A 24,188-nucleotide genomic window follows, 5' to 3' on the forward strand; every position below is an offset into this window, starting at 1 on the left:
CCCCACCCACCCGTGATGAGCACCGAACCCACCAGCCCCGAAGCCGGGCCGGCCGCCGGGCCGACCACCGCGGCCGGCCCGGCGGCCACCGCCGCCCTCGGCGCCCTGCTGCTGCTCACCGACGGCCGCCTCCCCTCCGGCGCGCACGCGCACTCCGGCGGAGTGGAGGCGGCCGTCGCCACCGGCCGGGTCACCGACACCGGCAGCCTGCACGCCTTCCTGCTGGGCCGCCTGACCACCACCGGCCTGACCACCGCGGCGCTGGCCGCGGCCGCCTGCGCCGAGGTCGACCCCCGGGAGCTCGACGCCGCCGCCGACGCCCGCACCCCCGCGCCCACCGCCCGCGCCGTCTCCCGGCGCCTCGGGCGCCAGCTCCTGCGCGCGGCCCGCGCCGCCTGGCCGCACCCGGCGCTCGACCAGCTCGCCGCCGCCTGGCCACGCGGCCCCCACCAGAGCGTCGTCCTGGGCACCACCGCCCGGGCCGCCGGCCTGGACCCGCACCACGCCGCGCTCGCCGCCGCCCACGACACCGTCACCGGATCCGCGACGGCGGCCGTGCGCCTGCTCGGCCTGGACCCGATCGCCGTCTCCGCGGTACAGGCCCGGCTCGCCGGCCAGGTCGACGCCGTCGCCGCCCGCGCCGCCGAGGCGGCCCACCGGGCCCGCGTCCACGGACCGGACGTGCTGCCCGCCCACTCCGCCCCCCTCCTCGACCTGCTGGCCGAGGACCACGCCACCTGGGAGGTGCGTCTCTTTGCATCGTGACGACTTCGCCGACTACCCCCACCGGCACACCGGCCCCGCCGCCACCACACGACCGGACGGCCGCCGCCGCGCCCTCCGCGTCGGCCTCGGCGGCCCGGTCGGCTCCGGCAAGACCGCCACCGTCGCGGCGCTGTGCCGGGTGCTGCGCGACGAGCTCTCCCTCGCCGTGGTCACCAACGACATCTACACCACCGAGGACGCGCAGTTCCTGCTGCGCAACGCCGTGCTGCCGCCGGAGCGGATCACCGCCGTGGAGACCGGCTGCTGCCCGCACACCGCGATCCGCGACGACATCTCGGCGAACCTGGAGGCCATCGAGGACCTGGAGGAGGGGTTCGCCGAGACGACCCCGCTGGACCTGGTGCTCGTCGAGTCGGGCGGCGACAACCTCACCGCGACCTTCAGCCAGGGCCTGGTGGACTTCCAGATCTTCGTCATCGACGTCTCCGGCGGTGACAAGATCCCGCGCAAGGGCGGCCCCGGCGTCTCCACCTCCGATCTGCTGGTGATCAACAAGACCGACCTGGCGCCGCTGGTCGGGGCCGACCTCGGGGTGATGGCGCGCGACGCGGCGGCGCAGCGCGGCGACCTGCCCACGCTGTTCTGCTCGCTGGCCGCCCCGGACGGCGTGGCGCCGATCGCCGCCTGGGTGCGCGAACGCCTCGCCGAGTGGACGGCCGGCACCGACCGGCCGCGGCCGGCCGCCGTGGGCACATGACGCCGCTGGAGGTGGCCGCCCCGGTCGAGCCCCGGCCCGGGACCCCGCCCGGTGCGGCCGCCGTCCGGCGCGGCGCGCCCCGGGTGCACGGCGCCCGCGGTGCCACCCGCGGCGCCGTGCGGGCGACCGCCCGGATCCTCGCCGCACCCGACGGCCGGGGCGGCACGGCGCTGCCCGTCCTGGTCGGCGGCGGCCCGTTCGCGCCCCGCCGCACCCGCGCCGCCGGCCCGGACGACGCGGAGCTCGCCCAGGTGACGATCGTCGGCGCGATGAGCGCCCCGCTCGGCGGGGACCGGCTGCGGATCGAGGTGCGGGTCGAGGCCGGCGCGCGGCTGCGGGTCACCAGCGCCGCCGCCACCCTCGCCCTGCCCGGGGGCGTCCCGGACAGCGTGGCGGAGTACGACGTCGAGGTGTCGGTGGGGGAGGGGGCCGAGCTGCACTGGTCCCCCGAGCCGCTGATCGCGGCCGCCGGCAGCCGGCTGCGCATGCGCACCCGGATCGACCTCGCCGGCTCGGCGCGGCTGTGGTACCGCGAGGAGCAGGTCCTCGGCCGCTACGGGGAGCGGCCCGGCCGACTCGACACCCGGCTGACGGTGCGCCGCGACGGCCGCCCGCTGCTCGACCAGGAGCAGCAGTCCGGCCCGGGCGCGCCCGGCTGGGATGGCCCGGCGGTGCTGCACACCCACCGCGCGGTCGGCCAGCTGCTGGTGGTGGATCCGGCGTGGGCGGAGTCGGGGCCGCCCGGGCCGCACGTGCTCGGGGCCACCGCCGCCCGCCGGGGCGCCTCCAACCGGGGCGCCCGCCCGACCGGGCACCCGGGCGACGCCGCCGTCCTGCCCCTGGTGGGCCCCGCGGCCCTGGTCTGCGCCGCCGCCCCCGACGCCCTGGCCCTGCGCCGGCTGCTGGAGGCGGGGGCCGCCAGGACGAGGGGATGACAGTCGGGAGGGTGGATCCGAGCGCCGGCGAGTCAGCCCCGTCTCGCCGGGGCTCCTGTCTCGCGGTGGGGCACTCCTCGCCAGGGCCCGTCCCGCAGAGGCCCCCGTCCGGTCCTGCCAGGCACATGCCACCCGTGGTTGTGCAGAGCAACCATCGTCACGGGGGAACCCCCTGATCTCAGGGTGCCACAGCGCGGTCACCCAGCGCTGCCCCCTTCGCGCCGCCTGTGGATGACCTCGGGCAATCGACAGGGACATGCCAGCGCTGTGGCCGCACTCATGCGTGTGGTCTGGGGGGACCCCCTGTTTCAGGATCCCACGGGTTGGTTGCGCTGCGCAGGCCCCCTCTCGCGGCCTGTGGACAACTTCGTCGCCGTGGCTCAGATCGGGTAGTGGGCGTGGCCGTGGGCCTGGAGGGTGATCCACCGGGTGGTGGTGAACGCCTCCACACCGGCCTGGCCGCCGAAGCGGCCGTAGCCGGAGTCCTTCACGCCGCCGAACGGGGCCGTCGGCTCGTCGCCCACGGTCTGGTCGTTGACGTGGACGATGCCGGTGTTCAGGCGGCGGGCGACGTCCAGGCCGGTCGCCAGGTTCTCGGTGAGCACGCCGGCGGTCAGGCCGTAGGGGGTGTCGTTGGCCAGTTCGACCGCCTCGTCGGTGGAGTCGAACACCCGGACCACCGTCGCCGGGCCGAAGATCTCGGCGGAGTGGATCTCCATCTCCTCGGTGACGTCGGTCAGCACCACGGGCCTGATCAGCGTGCCCGGGCCCTCGATCTCCCCGCTGCCGGCCAGCAGCCGGGCGCCGGCCCCGACGGCGTCCCGGACCAGGGCGTGGATCCGCTCGGCGGAGCGGGTGTTGATCAGCGGGCCGACGGCGGTGGCCGGGTCGGCGGGGTCGCCGCAGGGCAGCGCGTCGACCCGCGCCGCGAACCGCCCCAGGAACTCCTCGGCGAGGTCCCGGTGCACGAAGATCCGGTCGGCGGACATGCAGATCTGGCCGGCGTTCATGAAGGAGCCGAAGGTGGCGGCGTCCACCGCGTACTCCACGTCGGCGTCGGCGAGCACCAGCAGCGGGTTCTTGCCGCCGAGCTCCAGCACGGCCGGCTTGAGGTGCCGGGCCGCCTGGACGCCGATGGCGCGGCCGACCTCGGTGGAGCCGGTGAAGTTGACGGTCCGCACCCGGGGGTCGGCGATCAGGGCGGAGACCACCTCGGCGGCGTCGGCGCGGTCGTTGGTGACCACGTTGAGCACGCCGGGCGGCAGCCCGGCCTCGTGCAGGACGTCGGCGACGAACAGCCCGCAGGCGATCGGCGCGTCCTCGCTGGGCTTGAGCACCACGGTGTTGCCGACCGCCAGCGGCAGGGCGACGGCGCGGGTGCCCAGGATCGCCGGGGCGTTCCACGGGGCGAGGGCGGCGACGACCCCGACCGGCACCCTGACCTGCGTGGAGTAGGCGCCGGGCGCGTCGGTGGCCAGCAGCCGCCCGGTGGGCCGGGTGATCGCGGCGGCGGCCTCCCGCAGCATGTCGGCGGCCAGGCGCACGTTGAACGCGGCCCACGGGCGGACGCCGCCCACCTCGCCGGCGATGAGTTCCGCCGCCTCGTCGGCCCGCCCGGCCATGATCTCCGCGGCCCGCAGGAAGATCTCCCGCCGCCTTCCCGGCGGTGTCGCGGCCCACGCCGGGAAGGCGGCCGCGGCGGCGTCCACGGCGCGGGTGACGTCCTGCGGGGTCCCGGCGGCGACGTGCGCGTACGGTCGGCCGGTCCACGGGTCGGTGTCGGCGGTGGTGCGGCCGGAGGAGGCGGGGACCTCCCGGCCGTCGATGAGCAGGCCACGGGTGAGGGGCATGGCGGGTTTCTCCCGTGCATGGGGACGGAACGGGGGGCGGAAGCGGCAGGGGAACTGCTGTTCGCCTGGTGAACTTTTATTCACGCTTCGCGGGCTTCTCGAGTCTCTGCCGCGCCGTTCCCGGTGTCAACGCCTGCTCCGCCGTCGTCTCGCGGGCGTGTCCCGTTGCGTGGGCGTGTACCGGACAACGAGAAGACCGCCGGCCGCCGGCCCTGGTACAGGGCGGCGGCCGACGGCCTTCCCACCGGTGCGGCGGTTCCGTCCCCGAGAACGCCGCACCCCACGGTGATGGTCGAGGGGGATCCGGCGGCGGACGCCGCCGCCGGATCCCGGTCCGGATCAGGACTTGGTGCAGGCACCGCCGTTCATGGTGAAGGCGGTCGGGTCGGCCACCGTGCCCGAGGAGGTGCCGTTGAACCCGAAGGTCACCGACGCCCCCGGCGCGATGGTGGAGTTCCAGGACATCGGCCGCGCCGTCACCTCCGCCCCGCTCTGCGTCACCTGGGCGCTCCACGGGTTGGTGATCCGCTGGTTGTCGGCGAAGGACCACTTCAGTTCCCAGCCGGTGACCGGCGTGGTGCCGGTGTTCTTCAGCGTCACGTAGCTGGTGAAGCCGCTGTTCCAGCGGTGGGAGGTGTAGCGCACGTCGCAGGCGGCCGGCTGCGGTTCCTCGCCGCCGTCCTCGCCGGTGCCGTCACCGAGGTCGTCGAGGTAGGAGGCGACGAAGGCCAGCGGCGCGTTCCAGTTGATGGTGATCTCGTTGGTCGCCCACGAGCCGATGTCGTCGATGTAGCACATCGCCGGCGCGCAGCCCTGCAGGTTCTCCTGGGCCACCGGGTCCTGGATCTCGACGTTGGGCCCGCCCGCCACCGAGCCGGGGGCCGGGTTCGGCAGGTCCGGGTCGAGCTGGTTCGCCCAGAAGCGGTGGTGCTGGTTCTTGGAGTCGCGCTCGCCGTAGCCGGTCACGTAGGACTGGTTCAGCGGGTTGCGGCCCAGCAGGTAGTCCGTGCCGCGCAGCACCGCGTCCCGGTAGCGGGTCTCGCCGGTCAGGTCGTGCGCGACGGCGAGCACCACCATGTTGTTCAGGACCTGGCTGTTGGAGCCCCAGACGTAGTGGTTGTTGGCCGGGGCGTAGGGGACGCCGTACAGCTGGGTGCGGGAGTCCTCGGCGAAGCCGTCGGCGGCCTCGGTGACCATGGCGCGCACCCTGGCGAGCTCGGTGGCGCTCAGCCCGTTCGGCACGGTGGCCAGGGTCAGCGCCCCCAGGCCGGAGGTGGCGCCCCAGGAGATGCCGCCGCGCGGGAAGACCGCCTCGGTGTCGCCGTGCAGCGGCGAGGAGAGCAGCGCCTGCCGGTAGACGTCCTTGCCGGTGGTGGTGAACAGCTCCGCGGCGGCCCAGTAGAACTCGTCCCGCACGTCGTTGTCGTTGTAGGCGCCGCCGCCCACGCCGTCGTTCGGGTCCGCGTAGATCGCCGGGTTGGCCCGCGCGGCCGCCCAGGCGGTCTCCGCGGCCTGGAGGCAGCGGTCGGCGAAGGCCTGGTCGAACTCCTCGAACAGCCGGGCGCACTGGGCCCCCGTCGCGGCCACGTTCAGCGTGGCGGCGGTGGACGGCGGGTGCAGCTCACGCTGCTGCGGGTCCAGGTGCGGCAGCATCGGCAGGCCGGTCCACTGGGCGTCGTGCATCTTGTGGTGCACCATGCCGGCCAGCGGCTCGCCCGCCGGGACCTGCATCTTCATCAGGAAGTCGAGCTGCCAGCGGGCCTCGTCGAGGATGTCCGGCACGTCGTTGCCCTGCTCGGGCACGCGCAGCTCGCCGTCGCCGAGCGGGGCGCCGTCGGCGCCCTCGGTGGTGAGCGTGCGCTCGTAGGTGGCCATCATCTGGGCCACCGAGATGCCGCCGTTGACCACGTACTTGCCGTGGTCGCCCGCGTCGTACCAGCCGCCCGAGACGTCCAGCCGGTAGTCGCACACCCCGGGCTGGCACGGCACGTCGGTGTCGCCCAGGTTGGGCGCCACGCCGATGTGGCCGGCCGGCCGCGCGTACTCCTCGCCGACCAGGTCCGCGTCGATCTCGATGCCGCTGCGGTTGTGGTAGAAGTACGCGAGCGCGTCGGTGCGCAGCCCGGCGTACAGGTCGTCGCCGATGGAGAACGGCTCGCTGGTCTCGCCGTCGACCGTGATGGTGTAGCCGTCGCCGGCCGTGGTGACGGAGCTGAAGTCGAAGGTGTGCACGTTCTGCCGCGACGTGGGGTCCACCCCGCCCGGCGTGGTGCTGCCGGTGGCCGTGACGCTGCCGTCGGCCGCCTTCAGCGTCCAGGTCAGCGGCGTGGTGGCCTCGGTCACCACGGTGGCGCTCTTGACGCCGCGGGGCAGGTAGCCCACCTGGTTCACGCGCACCCGGGAGCCGGTGTCCGGCACGTAGACCGGCGGCTCCGCGCCGCCGCGCAGCGAGACGTCGTCCAGGCAGAAGGTGAACGGCTCGTCGCTTCCGCCGATCTGGAACGCCAGCTGCGCCGCCTCGTGGTCGGCCCCGGCCGTGAAGACGTGGGAGATCGGCTCGGCGGTGGCGTCGATCTGGTCGGCCTCGGCCAGCTCCGTGGTCCACGGCTCGGTGGCCATCTGGACGTTGGTGCGGATGGTCACCGGCACCGTGGAGGTGGCCGTGTAGGTGAGGGCGTAGCTCTCCCCGGCGATCAGCGGCAGGTCGTTCTGCCCGATGATGGCGTCCCAGGGGTTGAGGGTGCCGCCGGGGACGTCGGCGCACAGCCGGCCGTCGACGACGGCGCCGGGGGCGTTCTCCGTCCACCACCACGGAGCCGTGCCGTTGGCGAAGTCGCCGTTGACGATCTGCTCCGGGGCGTCGTCGGCGGCCTGCGCCGACCCGACGGCGGGCAGGGCCAGCGCGCCGCCGAGCAGGCTGACGATGGTGAACGCCCCGAGGGCGCGGCGGCGGCCGGGCCTGGTTCGGGGCCGCCCGGAGGGCGGGTGGGGTGGCTGGTGGGTCACGGTCGGTCCTTCCGGCACGTGGGGGAGGAAGGGCGGACGAGGCGTTTGATCGGCGGGGCCTCGACGCTATGGGTGTGAGAGCGCTCCCAAGACGGAGCCGGAAGCGCCCACGCACCTGAGCATCCTGGGGCTCGTATGATCTGCCGTCAAGACATCGCGCGAGGTCGGATGTCGTGCAACTGTCAATCGGCTGGACCGCGCCCGCCCCCTCGGACGCCCCGCCGGGCTAGGGCCGCGGCGACTCCTCCGGCCAGCCGAAGTCGATCCGGGTGACGTCGCCGTAGCGGTGCCGCGAGTGCTCGCGGCCCGGCGTCGCGGCCCGCATCTCGAACGACCGCCGCCGGAAGTGCTCCGGCCAGCCGACCACCACCCGGTCCGGGTCGTCCTCCTCCTGGTACACCGCGATCCGCCCGTAGCCGGCGGCCAGCGCGGCCAGCAGCTCGGCCGGGTCCGCGTCCAGGGGCACCGGCACGTCCGGCGCCGGCGGCGGCCACGGTCCGGCCACGCGCAGCGCCTCCACGCGCGGCGAGTCCGCGTCGGCGAGCCGCTTGACCCGCACCACGTCCCGGGTGCGCAGCAGGGCGTACCCGGCCAGCTCGTCCTCCGGGTAGCGGGCCAGCAGCACCCTGTCCTCGGTGGCGGCCAGCACGAACCCGTGCAGCGTCTCGGTGCCCGGCAGGTCGCGGCGGATGCGCACCAGGGTGTGGCTGGCCACGGCGTCGCGCAGCTTCACGAGGACGGTGTCGGGATGGTCGACCGCAGTACTTCCGCCGGTCATGGTGGGGATCGTGCCTCCTCGGCGTCCGCGCGCCGCCGTGGCGGCGGGTGGGACGACCGTGGTCAGTCGGGAGCGGGCTGGCTCGGGGTGGGTGGGGTACACAGGTGACGTGCGCCCCACTGTAGGCCGTTTTGGGCCCCGAGTGGGCCGCCGGCGTGCCCGACGGCCGCACGCCCGCGGGCCGTCGGCGGTCCCGGGACGGCCGACGGCCGGGCGGCGCCGTGCCTCAGGAGGCCGCGGGCGTGTCCGGCCCCGCCCCGGCACCCGGCCCGCCGGGCTCCCGCCCCGCGGCGTCCTCGCCGCGCCCGCCGGTCTCCCCGGCGCCCGGCCCTCCGCCCGAGTGGGCCGCCAGGTCGCGCTCGGCGGCGGCGTGCCGCGCCTGGATCGCCCGTGCCGCCGTGGCGTAGCGGTCCACGTACTCCTGGCCGGACAGCTCCGCGATGGCGGCCATGATCCGGTCGGTCACCTCGCGCAGCACCTTGCCGTCGTCCGAGCGGTCACGCAGGTCGGAGAAGTCCAGCGGCGGGCCGAAGCGCACCTGGACCCGGCCGAGGCGGGGGAGGCGCTGCCCGGTGGGCTGGAGCTCGAAGGTGCCCACCATGGCGCACGGCACGACCGGCGCCCCGGTGGTCAGCGCGAGCTTCGCCACACCGGTGCGGCCCCGGTACAGCCGCCCGTCGTGCGAGCGGGTGCCCTCGGGGTAGATCCCCAGCAGGTCGCCCGCCTCCAGCACGCCGGTGCCGGCCGCCAGCGCCGCGGCGGCCGCCGCCCCTCCGCTGCGGTCCACCGGGATCTGCCCGACCCCGCGGAAGAACGCCGCGGTCAGCCGCCCGCGGACGCCCCGCCCGGTGAAGTACTCGGCCTTGGCCAGGAAGGTGACCCGGCGGCGCACGGTCACCGGCATGAGGAAGTGGTCGAGGAAGGACAGGTGGTTGCCGGCCAGGATCGCGGGGCCGCGCGCGGGGATGTGCTCGCGCCCGGAGACTCGGAGACGGAACAGTAGCCGCAGGACGGGGGCGAACAGGAGGTACTTGAGAACGTGGTAGACCAAGGTCCTTCGCTTCCTGCGGCTCCCGTCGACGGCGCGGCCGGTCGACGCTGACGTGTCGCGGGAATGCTATCCGGCTCGCACGGCCGTGCGGTACTCGCCCGGGACCCCGCCCGGGGGCCGTGGGAGCACCGGCCGGGCGGCGTGCGCGGTGCCCGCGCGCCGGGGCCGGCGGGAGGGGGAGGCGGCGGCGCCCGCGGGCCGGGCCGGGCTCTCCGGGGTTGTCGGTGGCCCGGGGTAGGGTCGGGACGCCGTCATCGGAACCGGAGGGATGGCGGAGGGGGACAGCGGAGGAACGGAAGGCACGATGACGCTGCGAGTCGCCACCTGGAACGTCAACTCGGTCGGCGCGCGCCTGCCACGCCTGCTCGGCTGGCTGGCCAGCGCCCAGCCGGACGTGGTCTGCCTCCAGGAGCTCAAGTGCGCCCAGGACGGCTTCCCGGCCGAGGAGCTGCGGCAGGCCGGCTACGAGGCCGCCACGCACTGCAACGGCCGGTGGAACGGGGTGGCGCTGCTGTCCCGGATCGGGCTGAGCGACGTCGAGTGCGGCCTGCCCGGAGAGCCCGGCTACCCGGAGGACGTGATCGAGGCCCGGGCCGTCGGCGCCACCTGCGGGCCGCTGCGCCTGTGGTCGGTGTACGTGCCCAACGGCCGGGAGGTCGGCCACCCCCACTACTCCTACAAGCTGCGCTGGCTGGAGGCGCTGCGGCAGGCCGCGGTCAAGGACGCCGCGGGCGGCACGCCGTACGCCGTCCTCGGGGACTTCAACGTGGCGCCCACCGACGAGGACGTCTGGGACCGCGCCGTCTTCGAGGGCGCCACCCACGTCACGCCGGCCGAGCGGGAGGCACTGGCCGGGCTGCGGGCCGCCGGCCTGGACGACGTGGTCCCGCGCCCGCTGAAGTACGACCGTCCCTACACCTACTGGGACTACCGGCAGCTGGCCTTCCCCAAGAACAACGGGATGCGCATCGACCTGGTCTACGGCAACGCGCCGTTCCGCTCGGCGGTGCGGGACGCCTACGTGGACCGGGAGGCGCGCAAGGGCAAGGGCGCCTCGGACCACGCGCCGGTGGTGGTGGACCTGGACCTCGACGCGGTCACCCCGGCCGACGCCGCCTCCGCGGACGCCGCCACCTCCTGACCGGCGACGGGCCCGGGGGCGCCCGGCGCCCCGCCCGCCCGGCCGGCGTGGCCGCCGGGCGGGGCCGGCCGGGTCACGCCGGGCCCGTGGCGGCGCCGGACTCCAGCCGCCGGCGCAGCTCGCGGAGGGTCGAGGAGAGCAGGCGGGAGACGTGCATCTGCGACAGCCCCACCTCCGCGCCGATCTGCGACTGCGACATGTTCCCGTAGAACCGCATCAGCAGGATGCTGCGCTCGCGCTCGGGCAGGGAGTTGAGCAGCGGACCGACCGACTCGCGGAACTCCACCAGGGAGTACGCCGGATCGTCGTCCCCCAGCCGGTCCAGCAGGCTGCTGCCGGAGTCGTCGGTGCTGTCGGCCCGCTCCCGCAGCGCGTCCAGCGAGGTGGCCGAGTGCATGCGGGTGGCGTCGATGGCGGCGTCCACCTCGTGGACGTCCACGGACAGGTGCTCGGCGATCTCCCGGTCGGTGGGCGCGCGCCCGAGGTCCTGTTCCAGCTCGTCGGCGCTGCGGGTGACGTCCAGGCTGAGCTCCTTCAGCGGCCGGGGGATCCGGACGCTCCAGGAGGTGTCGCGGAAGAAACGTTTGATCTCGCCGGAGATGGTGGGCAGCGCGTAGCTGACGAACTCCACCCCGCGATCCGGGTCGTAGCCGTCCACCGCCTTGATCAGGCCGATCACCCCGACCTGCATGATGTCGTCCATCGGCTCCGGGCGGTAGCGGTAGCGCGCCGCGGCGTACCGCACCAGGGGGAGGTTGAGCCGGATCAGCGTGTCGCGGACGTAGGTGTACTGACGGCTCGCCCGATCGGTCTCGGCCAGCCGGCGCAGCAGGGCGTCCCCGAGGGCGCGGGCCTCGTACTTGCCCAGGTCGCTGAAGTCCGCCCGCGCGATCTCCTCCAGGGGGAGGCCGTCCGCCTGGTCCACCGCGTCCACCGCCGCCGCCACGTCGAGCCGCCCGGTCGCGCCACCCGGTTCCGGCAGGCCGGGCCCGTGGCGGCGCCGCTCCGGGGCCGTGGTCGGCCCGGCCCCCCTCGACCGGTGCTCTTCCCGTTCCCGTGTGCCGGCTTGGGTCCTCGGCATCCTGCGACCTCCTGGATACGTCCTTCGGCCGTCGGCGTCGGCGCCGCGGGTGGAGCCCGGCGCGTGCCCGGCGGCCACCCCGCCGACGCCCGGGGAGTGATCCCCGTAACGGAGCGCCTGTCCACGCCACCGTCCCCTGACACCTCTCCCGTCACCTCTCCTGTCCCCCCGGATGAGCGGGAGGCCGGCGCCCGTCCCCCGGAGGCCCCTCGCGGACCGGTGGCCGCGCGTGGTTGAATGCCCCCATGCCCTCGGTGACCCTCCTCGACCCGTTCTGGTCGGGTCGCCGTGCGCACCTCTTCGACCAGCGCTGTCGCCTTCGCTGAGCCGGTTTCACCGCCCGACCGCGCCCGCGGTCCGGGGCGTCGACCTGTCCTCGCGATCACCGCTGGAGCGAACCCCCCATGCCCTCCCCGCACCTGGCGGGCGGCCCCACGCCGCTCGCCCTCGCCGACCTGCGCCTCCTCGTCCGTCAGCACGCCGAGCGGGTGGCCGCCGGGCTCCATCCCGTCCGGCACCACCCCCGCGATCGGTGGTACGTCCGCCTGCACTCGGACGACTTCACCGACGTCTGGCTGATCAGCTGGCCCCGGGACACCTCCACCGAGCTGCACGACCACGCCGGCTCCCTCGGCGCCCTCACCGTGGTCTCCGGTGAGCTCACCGAGTACCGCTGGGTCCGCGACCACTCCGCCCGCGCCGGCGCGCTCGCCGTCGCGGGTGCGGGTGCGCGTGCGGTCGGCGGGTCAGGAGTGTCCGGTGTGTCCGGCCGGCCTGGCACCGGCCGGCTGGTCGGCCGCCGGCTGGCCGCCGGCCGCGGCGCCGCCTTCCCGCTCGGCCACGTGCACGACGTGGTCAACGCCTCCACCGCGCCGGCGGTGAGCGTGCACGCCTACTCGCCGCCGCTCACCGCGATGTCGTACTACGCGCCGGACGCCTCCGGCCTGCTCCGCCGCACCCGCACGGTGCTGACCGACGAGCCGGAGCCGGCCGCCGCGGGGGTGCCGGCATGACCGGGACCAGCGGCGTGGACCGCATGCTGGCCCGCGCCCGCGCGCGGATCACCCGGCTGACCCCCGGCGAGGCCGCCGACGCCCTCGCCGCCGGCGCCCGGCTGGTGGACATCCGGCCCGCCGAGCAGCGGGCCCGGGAGGGCGCGTTCCCCGCGGACACCCTGGTCATCGAGCGGAACGTGCTGGAGTGGCGGCTGGACCCGACCTGCGCCGCCCGGCTGCCCGAGGCGGTGGACCACGACGTCCGGTGGATCATCGCCTGCTCGGAGGGCTACACCTCCAGCCTGGCCGCGGCCTCGCTGCGGGACCTCGGGCTGCGCCACGCCGCGGACCTCGCCGGCGGCTTCCACGCCTGGCGGCGGGCCGGCCTGCCCACCACACCGCCGACGGCGGCGGGCGCCCCGGCCGACTGACGCCCCACCCGCTCCCTCCTCCCCCGGGCGGGCGACCGCCGGGGGGAGGGAGGGCGCCCAACCGGCGGTCGCGCCCGCCGCCGCGCCGGGCCTCAGCCCCGCAGCGAGGGGAAGTCGCCGTCGCGGAACTCGCCCGCCGGCCGCGGCTCGGCGCCGGGCGCGCCGTCCGCCTCGGCGGCAGCGGCGGCCCGGCGGGCCAGCTCGCGCAGCTCCACCCGGCGGATCTTCCCGGAGATGGTCTTGGGCAGCTCCGCGAACTCCAGCCGGCGCACCCGCTTGTACGGCGCCAGCCGCTGCCGCGCGTGCCGCAGGATCTCCTCCGCCGTGGCCGCGTCGGGCTCCCAGCCGGCCGCCGGAACGACGTACGCCTTCGGGACCGCCAGCCGCAGCGGATCCGGCGCCGGCACCACGGCCGCCTCCGCCACCGCCTCGTGCTCCAGCAGCACGCTCTCCAGCTCGAAGGGCGAGATGCGGTAGTCGGAGGCCTTGAACACGTCGTCGGCGCGGCCCACGTACGTGATCCGGCCGTCGGCGTCCCGGGTGCCGAGGTCCCCGGTGTGGTAGTAACCGCCCCGCAGCGCCTCGGCGGTCCGCTCCTCCTCCCCGAGATAGCCCGCCATCAGGCCCAGTGGCCGCCGGGACAGGTCCAGGCAGATCTCGCCCTCGTCGCCCACCTCGCCGGTCGCCGGATCCACCAGTTCCACGGCGTAGCCGGGCACCGGCCGCCCCATCGAACCGGGCACCAGGTGTTGTCCGGGGGTGTTGGCCACCTGCACGGTGGTCTCCGTCTGACCGAAGCCGTCCCGGACGGTGACCCCCCAGGCCGCCCGGACCCGCTCGATCACCTCGGGGTTGAGCGGCTCGCCGGCCGCCACCGCCTCGCGCGGCGCGGTGGCCAGCCGGCCCAGGTCGGACTGGATGAGCATCCGCCACACCGTCGGCGGCGCGCAGAAGGTGGTCACCCCCGAGCGGCCCATCACCTCCATCAGCGCCGCGGCGTCGAACCGGGCGTAGTCGTGCACCAGCACGGTGGCCTCGGCGTTCCAGGGCGCGAAGACGTTGCTCCAGGCGTGCTTGGCCCAGCCGGGGGAGGAGATGTTCAGGTGCACGTCGCCGGGCCGCAGCCCGATCCAGTACATGGTGGACAGGTGGCCGATCGGGTAGGAGGCGTGGGTGTGCTCCACCAGCTTCGGCTGCGCGGTGGTGCCGGAGGTGAAGTAGAGCAGCAGGGTGTCCGACGCCGCGGTGGGGCCGTCCGGCACGAACGCGGTGGCGGCGGCGTGCGACTCCTCGTAGCGGCGGGCGCCCGGGGGCCGGCTGCCCGGGGTGTCCGCGCCGACCACGATCGGGACGGTCCCCGGGGGCAGTTCGGCGAGCTTGTCCGCGTCCGACTCCGCCGCGACGACGTACCGGGCGCCGCCGCGGACCACCCGGCTGCGCAGGTCACCCGGGCCGAGCAGGGTGGTCGCCGGGACGACCACCGCGCCCAGCTTCATCGCGGCCAGCAGCGTCTCCCACAGCTCCACCCGGTTGCCGAGCATCAGCACCAGCCGGTCGCCGCGGGCCACGCCGAGCCCGCGCAGCCAGTTCGCCACCTGCCCGGAGCGGGCGGCCAGTTCGGCGAAGGACCAGCTCCGGTCGCCGCCCGCTCCGACGATGCGCAGCGCCGTCCGGTCGTTGTCCCGGGCGATGGCGTCGAACCAGTCCAGCGCCCAGTTGAAGCGGTCCACCCGTGGCCAGCGGAAGTCGCGGTAGGCGGTGTCGTAGTCGTCCCGGTGCCGCAGCAGGAAGTCCCGCGCGGCCCGGAACGCCTCGGTGCTCTCGTTCGCCGCCGGCAACGTCGCCTCCTCGGTGTCCTGGTCGGCCCGGGGAGCCACGGAGGCATCGGTCCCGCGTCCGCGGCCCGCGGCGGTCCCGCCCCCGGGCGGACCCGATCATACGGGCCCGCCCGGCCGGCCACCGAGCCCCGACGGTCCGTCAACGCGGGGTGACCGCCACCCCCTCCGGCGTGCGCCCGACCGGCACCACGTCCAGCAGGGCCAGCGGGTCGGTCGCCAGGACGGAGACGGTGTCGTCGCCCTCGTTGGTCACGTAGACCCGGCTGTCGTCGGGGCTGACGGCCACGCCGGTGGGCCGGGAGCCGACCGGGACGGTCGCGATCACCTGGTTGCCGGTGGCGTCGATCACCGAGACGGTGTCGTCGCCGGTGTTGGCCACGTACACCAGCGCCCCGTCCGGACTGGCCGCGATCCCCTGCGGCGCCGAGCCCACCGGGATGGTGGCCACCGGCAGGTTGCTGACCGGGCTGACGACGCTGACCGTGTCGTCGCCGGTGTTGGCCACGTACAGGTTGCCGCAGGGGCAGCCCGTCGTCGGCCCGGCCAGGGCCATCTGCGCGGGGTAGGTCCCCACCGGGATGGTGCCGACCGCCTGCATGGTCGCGGGGTCGATCACCGTGACCGTGCCGAGGCCGTTGTTGGTCACGTAGACCATGCCGTCCGGCACCGCCAGCACGCTGTGCGGCAGCAGGCCCACCGGGATCGTGAAGACGACCTGGCCGGAGGCCGCGTCGATCACCGACACCGAGTTCGACCCCCAGTTGGCCACGTAGACCAGGGCGCTGTCCGGGGAGACCTCCGCGTCGAAGGGCTGTTCGCCCACCGGCACGGTCGCCACCGCGCGCAGCGTCGCCGTGTCGATCGCGGTCACGGTGTCGTCCTGCTCGTTGGCCACGTACACCCGCCGGCCGTCCGGCGCCGCGCCGATCCCGATCGGGCCGGAGCCGACCCGCACGGTGGCCCTGACCTCGCCCAGCCGGGTGTCGATCACCGAGACGCTGCCCGAGCCGGTGTTGGACACGTAGGCGGCGATCCGGCCGGGGTAGGCCGAGCCGGAGTGCGGGGACAGCAGGCCCACGGTGCCCACGGCCACCACCACCGCCACGCCGCGGATCCACAGCCAGCGGCTGCCCGTTCCGGTGTGCGACATGGCGGCGGGGAGGGAGGAACGGCGAGCGCGGTGGGCGCGCGAGCCGGGGAGAACGTTCATGGCACATCCTTGGGACGTTCGACTGCGCGGGCGGGCGGTCCGCCCGGGGTCCGTACTGGCGGGGCCGGTGCGGGGCCACGCCGGACCGCCCGGATCGTGCGCCGTCCCCGACCGAGTCGAACGTCTCCGTGGGAGGTCTCCCCCGGACGCCGTGGCGGTTCCCCCGGACGCCCCGGCCGGGTCGCCCGGCCGGCTGCGCCGGGCTGCGCCGCCGGGTCCGGCGTGCTCTCGTGGGAGCGTGCGGCGCGCGGGCCGGGTGTGTGCCAACTCCCGTGTGGCGGGGGCCGATCGGCCCCCGCGCGGGCCGGCCGCCCGGCGCGGCGGGGCCGGCCGCCGTGGGGGGAGTGGGGCGGGGCCGGCGGGCGTGCCGCCGGCCCCGCCGTGGTGTTCCGATCGGGCGTCAGGCCGCCGCGCAGGCGACCGTCGGGGTCCCGGCCGCCGTGCCGTTGATGATCATGCCGACGCTGGCGGTGCCGCCGGCGGCGAGGTTCCCGTTCCAGGCGGCGTTCCGGATGGTCACCTCGGTCCCGTTCTGCGTGGCCGTGCCGCCCCAGGCCTGGCCGACCTGCTCGCCGCCGGCCAGGGTCAGCCGCACGGTCCAGCCGCTGATCGCGGTCGCCGAGGTGTTGCGCACGACGATCTCGACCTGCCGGCCGCCCTGCCACTGCCCGGTGACGGAGTAAGCGGCGGTGCAGCCGGTGCCGCCCGGCTCGGTGGGGGTCGGCGTGGGGCTGGGGTCGGTGGGCGGCTCGGAGTCCAGCAGCGCGCTGAGGGCCGGGAACCAGCGGTCGGCCATCTTCGCGTCACCCGCGGCGTTCGGGTGCACCCCGTCGTAGGTGTCGGTGGCCGTGTCGAAACCGGTCCACTGGTCGACCACGACGATGGGGGAACGGGCCGTGCTCTTGCCCTGGGCCCAGGCGGGGATGGCCTGGTTCAGCGCCACGGCGCGCTGCGCGCACTCCGCGCAGGTGCTCGGGTTGAGCGGGATGATCTGGGCGACCAGGATCCGCATGTCCGGGTTGTTGGCGCGCATCTGGTCCACGAGCGTGCCGTAGGCGTCCAGGATGCTGGCCGTCGAGCGGGCGCTCCAGACGTCGTTGGTGCCGAAGTGCATCATGACGATGTCCGGGTTGGTGGCCGACAGCCAGCCGGGGAGCAGGTTCTGCTGCGCCACGTTGGTGACCAGCAGGCCGCCGTGGCCCTCGTTGTCGCCGTCGTGGGCGAGACCGCAGCCCTGCGGCGGCAGGGTGCCGACGAAGTCGATGTCGGTGTGGCCGGCCTCGATCAGCCGGTTCCACAGGATGGAGCGCCAGCATCCCGGCGAACCGGTGATGGAGTCGCCCAATGGCATGATCCTGACAGGGTCGGCGGCGGCCTCGGCCCGGGCCGGCGCGGAGGCCGCCGACTGCACGACGAGCAGCCCGAGTACCGCGCTCAGTACCGCGACGATCGCGGCGAGGGCACGTTTCGTCCGCATGATCCATTTCCTCCCGTGTGCACGTGCGCGCTGGCCGTGCGGTCGCTGTCCGGGCGCGGGGCGGCCCGGGTGTCGGTGGAACGGCGGTCCCGGTCGGCGGGAAGTGGAACACCGGGCGTGGAGCAGCGCCGAGGCGGTGCCGGAGCCCGTGACGGGTGCGGGCGTGTGACATCGTTGTCGGAGCTGGCCAGCGCAGTCTACGGCCGTCCCTGCCCGCTTTGAAGCGGCCGGACACGGCGAAAAGCGGCGGTTCACCCGGCTGGGCGACCAGTGGCCCGTGCCGCCACGTCACGCCGTGTTCGCGGGCGCCGGCACGAGCCCTCCCCGCCCGGAGCACACCGTGGAATCCGGCCAACCTCGGCGTGGGGCGGAACGGATCCCGCGCGCCCCGGGAGACAATGGAGTCCTCATGTGTGGCGCCGCGGGGAGGTGCGACGGCACCCCCCGGTGCCACCCGCCCCAGGGAGGACGGATGATCACCCAGCAGGCCCCCAGCCCGGCTGGATTACCGCTGATCGGTTCGATGATGGACCTCCAGCGCGACCGCCTGAACCTCTATCTGCGGGCCCGCCGCGAACAGGGGGACGTCGTCCGGTTCGTCGCGGGCCCGCCCGGGCTCCGCGTGGAGTTCTACGGCGTCTTCTCGGCCGAGGGCGCCCAGCAGGTGCTCGCCACCGACGCGGCCGGATTCCGCAAGGACAACACCTACTACGCCGAGGTCCGGGCCGCGGTCGGCAACGGACTGCTCACCAGTCAGGACGAGGAGTACCTGGCGCAGCGCCGGCTGATCCAGCCGCTGTTCACCCGCCGCCGGGTCGACCGCTACGCCGACGCCATATGCGACGAGACCCACCGGGCCCTGGCCGAATGGCGCGCGGCCGAGGACGGCGTCGTCGACCTCGTCGAGGAGTCGACCCGGCTGGCCCTGCGCACGGTGGCCCGCATCCTGTTCGGCGCGGACGCCGACAGCGCCCTGGACGTGGTGCAGCGCTGTTTCCCGACGATCAACGCGTACGTCACGAATCGGGCCCTCGTCCCGGTGCGCCCTCCCCGGCACTGGCCCACCCCGGCCAACCGGCGGGCCGCCGCGGCCCAGCGGGAGCTGTACGCCGAGTGCGACCGCATCATCGCCGAGCGGCGCGCGGCCGGCGGCGAGGGCGGCCAGGACCTGCTCGGCCTGCTGGCGGAGGCGCAGGGACCGGACGGCGCCAGCCTGGAGGCCAGCCAGGTCCGCGACCAGGTGCTGATCTTCCTCCTCGCCGGCCACGAGACCACCGCCACCTCCCTGGCGTTCGCCCTCCACCTGCTGGCCCTCCACCCCGACGCGCAGGACCGGGCCCGGGAGGAGGTCGACCGGGTGCTCCGGGGACGCACCCCCACGGCGGAGGACTACTCCGAACTGCCGTACATCACCATGGTGCTCAAGGAGGCCATGCGGCTGTTCCCCGCGGCGGCCGTGATCGGCCGGCGTGCCGTGGCCGACACCCGCGTCGGCGACCACGTCATCCCGGCCGGGGCCGACGTCATCGTCGCCCCCTGGGTGACCCACCGTCACCCCGCCTACTGGGAGGACCCCGAACGGTTCGATCCGGAACGCTTCACCCCCGAGCGGGAGAAGGCCCGCCCGCGCTACGCCTACTTCCCGTTCGGCGGCGGCCCCCGGGCCTGCATCGGGCAGCACTTCTCCATGCTGGAGTCGGTGCTGGCCATCGCCGTGGTGCTGCAGGCCTACCGGCTGCGGGCGGTGGACACCGACGTCCCGCTGGACAGCGGCATCACCCTCCAGGCGACCGGCCCGGCCCGCTGCCGGCTGACCCCCCGCTGAGGCCGGCCGATATCCCGACACCGTGGCCGCCCCGGCCCCGCGCGCCGGCGGGCGCGCCGGGGCGGCTACGGTGGGTGGCCAGGAGGAGTGGAGATCCGGGAGGGGCGCGGCGCGCGTGGACGGGACCTGGAGCATCGGCGAGCTGGCCGCGGCGGCCGGGCTGCCCGTGAAGACCGTCCGCTTCTACTCCGACCGCGGCCTGCTGCCCGTCGCCCGGCGCAGCGCCGGCGGCCACCGCCGCTACGACCGGGCCGCGCTGGAGCGCCTGACGATGGTGCGCCGGCTGCGCGCCCTCGGCCTGTCCCTCCCGGCGATCGGCCGGGTGCTGGACGGCGAGGAGCCCTGGGACGCCGCCGTCGCCGCCGAACAGCGGGCGCTGGAGGAGGAGTTGGCGGCGCTGCGCTGGCGCAGGGCGAGCCTGCGGGCCGTCGTCGACGGTCCGCCGGAGCGGCGCGCGGCGCGCCTGGAGATGGTGGCGCGGATCCAGGATCCGGCGCGCGGCGCGGAGCGGCTGGCCGCGTTCTGGCGGTCGGTGCTGCCGGTGCGCCTGGAGGCGGCGCTCCGGGAGGGCGTGATCGCCGCGGCCGTGCCCCGTCCGCCGGCCGACCCCGACGTCGGCCAGCTCTTGGCCTACGCCGAACTCCACGCGCTCACCGAGGTGACGCCCGCCTACCTCGCCGCCCTGCGCCGGCGGGAACGGGAGGGCTGCCGGCGGGTGGACCCCACCGTGCTGTACCAGGGGCTGGGCGAGGCCACCGCCCTGGCCACCGAGCTCATCCGGGCCGGGGTGGCGCCCTGCCCCGGTGACGCGCTCGACGCCTACGTGCGCGCCCACGCCGGGGCCCGCGGCGAACGGGACACCGCCGGCTTCCGGCGGCGGCTGGCGCTGATCACCCGTGAGGGAGCCGCCAACACCCCCTGGGTGGGCCGGTACTGGTCGCTGGCCGAGGCGGTCGCCGGCGACGGCCGGGTCACCCTCGGCGCCGCGAACGCCTGGCTCGACGCCGCGCTCCGCGGCCAGCTGCGCGGGCGGGCGTGACGGGGCGCGCCCGGCGGTGTCGGCCGCGGCGCCGCACGGGCGCGCGCCGGCGACGGTCCGTCAGGCCGGTCACATCGATGGACAGTCATGTGCCGATGACGGCGCGCATCTGGTTCAATGAGGGTATGTCCTCGACCGCGACGCACCTGGCGAGCGGCACCGCCCTGGAGCCCTTCTGGCCCTCCCGGCGGTGTCACCACTTCGACCAGACGTGTCCGGGCGCGTGCCGCGCGCCAGGATCCAGCCGCTGACACCACCGGGATTCCCGGCCGACCGGGCCGGTCCCGTCGTCCTCGGCACGTCCCGCGCGCATCGGTGTCCGTTCCCCGACAGCGCGAATCCGAGGTCCCCCGTGAAGACCGTTCTGCCTGAGCACGTCCGCCCGCGGCACGCCCGTCTCACCCGTGCCGACGGGGTGGGGCACGCCGGCCCCGAGCCCGTCCCCGCCGATCCCATGGCGCAGCCGCCCGGCCCGGGGCCGCAGGCGGCCGGCTCCGAGGCGGCGCTGGCCGCCTACGTGCTGCTGCTCCCCGCCGACACCCCGCCGCCGCCGGGCGCGATCCCCTGGCAGCCGCCGACCGTGCCGGCCGCGTTCCAGCACCCCGCCGTCGCCCTCCTCGCGGCGCGCCCCGACCCCCTGGCCGCGCCGCCGCACGGGTCCGAGCCGCCGCCCGACGCCCAGCCGGGGACGCCCGGGCCGTCGCCGGCCGACACCCCGCACACCCTGCGCCCCGGTGGCGGCCTCGTCCTGCACGTCCCGCGCCGCACCGCCGAGATCCACGGCAGGCCGCTGCGGCTGACCTACCTGGAGTTCGAACTCCTCGCCCACCTGACCCGCAACCCCCTGCGGGTGCACAGCCGGGCGCAGCTGCTGGACCAGGTGTGGGACCTCGGCGGCTACCACGGCAACGGCCGCACGGTGGACGTGCACGTCGCCCGGCTGCGGCGCAAGCTCGGGGAGCCGCTGCGCCGCTCCATCGTGACGGTGCGCCGGGTGGGCTACCTCTTCGACCCGCTGGACGACTGACGCCGCGCGGCGGCCGGTCGGGGCCCGGCTCCGTGCCCCGACCGGCCGCCGCCGGATCACCCCTCGGCCGGCGCCGCCGGGGCGACCGCGCCACCGGCCGCCGGCGCGCCGCCCGCGACGGCGCCGGCGCGGGCCCCCGGCACCAGGGCGGTCATCACCGCGCCCAGCACGCCGGCGGCGGCGAACATCTGGAAGCTCCAGCCGGCCAGCTCCGCCGCCAGCAGCTGCCCGCCCAGCCACGGCCCGAGGACGGCGCCGAACCGCCCCATGCCGGCGGTCCAGCCCAGCGCGGTCGCCCGGCTGTCCGGCCCGTACCGCTCGCTGACGAAGGCGTAGACCATGGTCTGGGCGCTGAACAGCACCACGCCGGTCAGGAAGACCAGCACCAGGCTGAGCGCCAGCGGCATCCGGACGCTCAGCGCGTAGGTTCCCAGGGCGGTCAGCAGGAACCAGATCGCGCTGACCCGGCGGGCGCCGTAGCGGTCGGCGACCGGGCCGGCGACCAGCATGCCCACCACGCCGCCGAGGTTGATGACGAGCAGGAACACCAGGGAGGAGCCCACGGCGTAGCCCGACGCCCGCATGAGCGTCGGCAGCCAGGTGTTCACCCCGTACACCAGCAGCAGGCCGGCGAACGAGGCCAGCCAGAACGCCAGGGTGGTGGTCCGGTAGCCGCGGCCGAACAGCACCCGCAGGGCGGTGGCGCGCCCGGTGCCGGCCGTGCCGGCGGCGGCGGTGGCCCGGCGCACGTCCTCCTCGTCCAGCACGATGCCGTGGCGCGCGGCCACCGCCTCGGCCTCCGCGCGGCGGCCCTTGGCGAGCAGGAAGCTGGTGGACTCCGGCAGGTAGCGGGCCATCAGCGGCACCGCGACCACGCACGGCAGCACCCCGATCCAGAAGACGCCGCGCCAGCCCCAGGAGTCCAGCACGGCGAGGCTCGCGAGGGTCGCGAAGACCGCGCCCACGTGGTAGGCCGTCATGCTGACCGCGATGGCGAGGCTGCCGCGCCCCCGAGGGGCGAAGTCGGAGACCAGGGCGAGGGCGCTGGGCAGCAGCCCGCCCAGGCCGACGCCCGCGAGCAGGCGCGCGAGGCCGAAGAACTCGGCCGAGGGCGCGATCGCGCACAGTCCCGAGGCGACGGAGAAGACCGTGACGCACCACAGCAGCATGCGCTTGCGCCCCAGCAGGTCGGTCAGGGTGCCGGCGGTCAGCGCCCCGACCAGCATGCCGAAGGTCGCGTACGAGCCGATGGCGCCGGCCTGCGCGGCGTCCAGGCCGAGTCCGGGATCGTCCAGCATGCCGGGCAGCGCGGCGCCGTAGAGGGAGACGTCCAGGCCGTCGAACATCACCAGCAGCCAGCACATCGCGGCCACGGCGAAGAACGGTCCGCGGCGGCGTGGCGCGGGGGCGGCGGGGCGCCCGGTGGCGGGGGAGGAGTCCGGGGCGGGGGGAACAACGGGCATGGGGGGCCTTCTCTTCCGGGCGCCGGACGCGGTCCGTGGCCCTGACAGGTCTTCCACGGTGGCGCGTCGCGGCGCCCAGTTCGGGTGTGGGATGCGGTGGTGGGGCCGGCGGTGTGCGAGGGGGCCGGCGGTGGTGGGGGAGGTCAGTGGGCTCGGCCGGCGGGGGCGAGCGGGGGGCCGACGTAGTTCTCGGCGAGCTCCGCGGCGGCCGTGCGGGAGGTGGCGATCCGGTCCAGCGCGGCGGTCCGCAGCCGCGACTCGAACGGCGTCTCGTCGGGCGCGGTGTGCAGGGTGGAGGTGAAGGAGGCGGAGAAGTGCTCGGCGCGCCAGACGCGGCGCAGGCAGGTGTCGGAGTAGGCGTCCAGGCCGGCGGTGGAGCCGGTGGCCCGCCAGTCGGCGAGCGCCCGGGCCAGCACGACGACGTCGGCCACGGCCAGGTTGAGGCCCTTGGCGCCGGTGGGCGGCACGATGTGCGCGGCGTCCCCGGCCAGCAGCAGGCGCCCGTAGCGCATCGGCTCGGTGACGAAGCTGCGCATCGGGGTCACCGACTTGGCGGTGATCGGCCCGCGCGCCAGCTTCCAGTCGCCGTCGATCGCGAAGCGGGCGTCCAGCTCGTCCCAGATCCGCTCGTCGGGCCAGTCGGCGGGGTCGGTGTCGTTCGGCACCTGGAGGTAGAGCCGGCTGACGCTCGGCGAGCGCATGCTGTGCAGCGCGAAGCCGCGCTCCGAGTGCGCGTAGACGAGTTCCTCGCAGGAGGGCGGCACGTCCGCAAGCACGCCCAGCCAGGAGTAGGGGTACAGCCGCTCGTAGCCGCGCAGTGCGCCCTCGGGGACGGAGCGGCGGGAGATCCCGTGGAAGCCGTCGCAGCCGACGACGTAGTCGCACTCCAGTGTCCGCTCCCGCCCGGCGTGGGTGAACCGGACGAGGGGGCGCTCGCCGTCCAGGCCCTCGACGGCGTGCGCCGGGGCCTCGAACAGCAGCGGGGGGCCGTCGGCGAGCTGGAGCGCGATCAGGTCCCGCACCACCTCGGTCTGCGCGTACACCATCACCGTGCGTCCGCCGGTCAGCGAGGGGAAGTCCACCCGGTGGGCGCGGCGGTCGAAGCGCAGTTCGATGCCCCGGTGCGGCAGCCCCTCCCGGTCCATCCGGGCCCCGGCGCCGCAGGCCCGCAGCACGTCCACGGTGGCCTGCTCCAGGATCCCGGCGCGCTGGCGGTGTTCGACGTAGGCGCGGTCCCGGCTCTCCAGGACGACGCTGTCGACGCCGGCGCGGTGCAGGAGGCGGGCGAGCAGCAGTCCGGCCGGGCCGCCACCGATGATGCCGACCGTGGTGCGCATGGAAACCTCCCAGGGGGTCGTCGTCGCCGCGCCCGGCCGGCGTCCGTGCGGAACGGTGCCGGGGGGGGGCGGCGGTGACGGCGGTGACGATCGAGGGTGCGGGGGAGAGGCGAACGAGGAAGGGGTGTTGTTCGCCTGGTGAACTTTCGTTCATAATGTGTGGCGACGAGTGTGCGTTGGCTCACGTCGACTGTCAATGACTCGTTCCGCCGCCGTTCCCG

Annotated in this window: 19 protein-coding genes; 9 read left to right on the plus strand and 10 right to left on the minus strand. The window is 75.6% G+C overall.

Annotated features, from left to right (window positions below; all coding sequences use genetic code 11):
• Window positions 1-15: 15 nt before the first annotated feature.
• Genes FHU37_RS07035 through FHU37_RS07045 form a run of 3 tightly spaced genes read left to right on the plus strand, consistent with a single transcriptional unit; the run spans window position 16 to window position 2,418 of the window.
• Complete coding sequence (locus tag FHU37_RS07035) at window positions 16-765, plus strand: urease accessory protein UreF (RefSeq protein WP_179813344.1); 750 nt, start codon at window positions 16-18, stop codon at window positions 763-765.
• Entirely contained in the window at window positions 755-1,483 is a 729-nt protein-coding gene (ureG, locus tag FHU37_RS07040; RefSeq protein ID WP_179813345.1) for an urease accessory protein UreG, read from the plus strand. The genes FHU37_RS07035 and ureG overlap by 11 nt, the downstream gene beginning before the upstream one ends.
• Window positions 1,480-2,418: an urease accessory protein UreD gene (locus FHU37_RS07045; protein ID WP_179813346.1), complete on the plus strand. Its 939-nt coding sequence runs from the start codon at window positions 1,480-1,482 to the stop codon at window positions 2,416-2,418. The genes ureG and FHU37_RS07045 overlap by 4 nt, the downstream gene beginning before the upstream one ends.
• Window positions 2,419-2,798: 380 nt before the next feature.
• On the opposite strand, the gene FHU37_RS07050 is transcribed toward FHU37_RS07045, so the two are convergent.
• The 4 genes from FHU37_RS07050 to FHU37_RS07065 all read right to left on the minus strand — a co-directional run bounded on the left by FHU37_RS07050 (window position 2,799) and on the right by FHU37_RS07065 (window position 9,103).
• Window positions 2,799-4,268: an aldehyde dehydrogenase family protein gene (locus tag FHU37_RS07050; protein ID WP_179813347.1), complete on the minus strand. Its 1,470-nt coding sequence runs from the start codon at window positions 4,266-4,268 to the stop codon at window positions 2,799-2,801.
• A gap of 339 nt (window positions 4,269-4,607) precedes the next feature.
• Entirely contained in the window at window positions 4,608-7,274 is a 2,667-nt protein-coding gene (locus tag FHU37_RS07055; protein WP_179813348.1) for a glycoside hydrolase family 9 protein, read from the minus strand.
• A 226-nt stretch (window positions 7,275-7,500) separates the two neighbouring features.
• On the minus strand, window positions 7,501-8,052 hold the full coding sequence (locus FHU37_RS07060; RefSeq protein ID WP_179813349.1) for a hypothetical protein: 552 nt from the start codon (window positions 8,050-8,052) through the stop codon (window positions 7,501-7,503).
• Between the two features lie 226 nt (window positions 8,053-8,278).
• A complete protein-coding gene (locus FHU37_RS07065; protein WP_179813350.1) occupies window positions 8,279-9,103 on the minus strand; it encodes a lysophospholipid acyltransferase family protein in 825 nt (274 codons plus the stop codon).
• Window positions 9,104-9,413: 310 nt separating this feature from the next.
• Here FHU37_RS07065 and FHU37_RS07070 point away from each other — a divergent pair, with 310 nt between their 5' ends.
• Window positions 9,414-10,244, plus strand: coding sequence for an exodeoxyribonuclease III (locus FHU37_RS07070; RefSeq protein WP_179816092.1), 831 nt, complete (start codon window positions 9,414-9,416; stop codon window positions 10,242-10,244).
• A gap of 73 nt (window positions 10,245-10,317) precedes the next feature.
• Here the strand turns inward: FHU37_RS07070 and FHU37_RS07075 are convergent, their stop codons facing one another.
• Window positions 10,318-11,325: a SigB/SigF/SigG family RNA polymerase sigma factor gene (locus FHU37_RS07075; protein ID WP_246449642.1), complete on the minus strand. Its 1,008-nt coding sequence runs from the start codon at window positions 11,323-11,325 to the stop codon at window positions 10,318-10,320.
• 404 nt (window positions 11,326-11,729) lie between these two features.
• Here FHU37_RS07075 and FHU37_RS07080 point away from each other — a divergent pair, with 404 nt between their 5' ends.
• A complete protein-coding gene (locus FHU37_RS07080) occupies window positions 11,730-12,338 on the plus strand; it encodes a cysteine dioxygenase (RefSeq protein WP_179813351.1) in 609 nt (202 codons plus the stop codon).
• Entirely contained in the window at window positions 12,335-12,751 is a 417-nt protein-coding gene (locus FHU37_RS07085; protein ID WP_179813352.1) for a rhodanese-like domain-containing protein, read from the plus strand. Before FHU37_RS07080 ends, FHU37_RS07085 begins: the two co-directional genes overlap by 4 nt.
• A 92-nt stretch (window positions 12,752-12,843) precedes the next feature.
• Here FHU37_RS07085 and FHU37_RS07090 read toward each other — a convergent pair whose 3' ends face one another.
• The 3 genes from FHU37_RS07090 to FHU37_RS07100 form a co-directional block, all read right to left on the minus strand.
• Window positions 12,844-14,628 (minus strand): AMP-binding protein, encoded by a 1,785-nt coding sequence (locus FHU37_RS07090; protein WP_376773901.1) that lies wholly within the window; start codon window positions 14,626-14,628, stop codon window positions 12,844-12,846.
• Between the two features lie 100 nt (window positions 14,629-14,728).
• Entirely contained in the window at window positions 14,729-15,799 is a 1,071-nt protein-coding gene (locus tag FHU37_RS07095; protein ID WP_179813353.1) for a YVTN family beta-propeller repeat protein, read from the minus strand.
• 400 nt (window positions 15,800-16,199) lie between these two features.
• Entirely contained in the window at window positions 16,200-17,276 is a 1,077-nt protein-coding gene (locus FHU37_RS07100) for a cellulose binding domain-containing protein (RefSeq protein WP_179813354.1), read from the minus strand.
• Window positions 17,277-17,748: 472 nt separating this feature from the next.
• Between FHU37_RS07100 and FHU37_RS07105 the strand changes: the two genes are divergently transcribed.
• The 3 genes from FHU37_RS07105 to FHU37_RS07115 all read left to right on the plus strand — a co-directional run bounded on the left by FHU37_RS07105 (window position 17,749) and on the right by FHU37_RS07115 (window position 21,167).
• Window positions 17,749-19,101 carry a cytochrome P450 gene (locus FHU37_RS07105; protein WP_179813355.1) on the plus strand — a complete coding sequence of 451 codons (1,353 nt, stop codon included), beginning with the start codon at window positions 17,749-17,751 and terminating at the stop codon, window positions 19,099-19,101.
• Window positions 19,102-19,216: 115 nt separating this feature from the next.
• Window positions 19,217-20,140 carry a MerR family transcriptional regulator gene (locus FHU37_RS28890; protein ID WP_179813356.1) on the plus strand — a complete coding sequence of 308 codons (924 nt, stop codon included), beginning with the start codon at window positions 19,217-19,219 and terminating at the stop codon, window positions 20,138-20,140.
• A 352-nt stretch (window positions 20,141-20,492) separates the two neighbouring features.
• The gene (locus FHU37_RS07115; RefSeq protein ID WP_312892476.1) at window positions 20,493-21,167 is read left to right on the plus strand and encodes a winged helix-turn-helix domain-containing protein; all 675 of its coding nucleotides are present in this window, start codon (window positions 20,493-20,495) and stop codon (window positions 21,165-21,167) included.
• A gap of 56 nt (window positions 21,168-21,223) precedes the next feature.
• Here the strand turns inward: FHU37_RS07115 and FHU37_RS07120 are convergent, their stop codons facing one another.
• On the minus strand, window positions 21,224-22,630 hold the full coding sequence (locus FHU37_RS07120; protein ID WP_179813357.1) for an MFS transporter: 1,407 nt from the start codon (window positions 22,628-22,630) through the stop codon (window positions 21,224-21,226).
• A 143-nt stretch (window positions 22,631-22,773) separates the two neighbouring features.
• Complete coding sequence (locus FHU37_RS07125) at window positions 22,774-23,967, minus strand: 4-hydroxybenzoate 3-monooxygenase (protein ID WP_179813358.1); 1,194 nt, start codon at window positions 23,965-23,967, stop codon at window positions 22,774-22,776.
• Window positions 23,968-24,188: the final 221 nt, after the last annotated feature.

This window comes from Allostreptomyces psammosilenae, assembly GCF_013407765.1.
Classification (GTDB): domain Bacteria; phylum Actinomycetota; class Actinomycetes; order Streptomycetales; family Streptomycetaceae; genus Allostreptomyces; species Allostreptomyces psammosilenae.